This is a genomic window from Paraclostridium sp. AKS73 (assembly GCF_025671395.1).
In the GTDB taxonomy this organism is placed as follows: Bacteria; Bacillota; Clostridia; order Peptostreptococcales; family Peptostreptococcaceae; genus Paraclostridium; species Paraclostridium benzoelyticum.
In genome coordinates this window covers 1-264 of record NZ_JAIXHU010000102.1, presented here as the reverse complement: position 1 = coordinate 264, position 264 = coordinate 1, and the positions used below count along the sequence as shown (strand labels likewise).

The following is a 264-nucleotide window of genomic DNA, read 5'->3' as shown; positions in this document are numbered from 1 at the left end:
ATCCCAGGAAGACTACCTGTTGATAGGTCGGAGGTGTAAGTGCAGCAATGTATGTAGCTTACCGATACTAATAGATCGAGGACTTGACCAAGATTATTTGAGCAACGGGATAAATATGAATGCATATGAATGTTTAGACGTTGGCGAAATGATCACGGTGAATTTTAATCTTACAAATGTTATTCAGTTTTTAGAGTACTAACTCTAAATAAAGATTATGCGGTTATTACAGCAAAGAGGATACACCTGTTCCCATTCCGAACA

General features: G+C 37.5%; 1 rRNA gene. It reads left to right on the top strand.

Annotated elements, in window-relative coordinates:
- A 23S ribosomal RNA gene (locus LEQ07_RS19885) occupies window positions 1-91 on the top strand; the annotation flags it as partial.
- Window positions 92-264 lie beyond the last annotated feature (173 nt).